At 62.9% G+C, this 240-nt stretch carries 1 pseudogene; it reads left to right on the forward strand.

The window, feature by feature from the left end:
• Positions 1-240, forward strand: a pseudogene (locus tag HMPREF2743_RS08880) (HNH endonuclease); the annotation flags it as partial.

Below are 240 nucleotides of genomic sequence, written 5' to 3' on the forward strand. Positions count from 1 at the left end.
AGCTTCTGCCTCCGATGCTGCCGAGCTTGCAGGCCTGCACCAGGTCTACTTCGGCCCCACCCGCTTTAGCGGTAAGCAACGCAAAGCCCGCCACGCAGCACTCGCCCAGAAACACAGCCTGGGCACCCTCACACTCATCGAGTCCTACACCGCGAAAGTGAAGAAAACCCTCGACGCCTGGAACCTGCGAGTCAAACTCGCCGCCACACCCGCACACCGCATCCGCCAGGTTGCCACCCA

The sequence above is a fragment of the Corynebacterium sp. HMSC036D02 genome, assembly GCF_001836165.1.
Taxonomy (GTDB): Bacteria; Actinomycetota; Actinomycetes; order Mycobacteriales; family Mycobacteriaceae; genus Corynebacterium.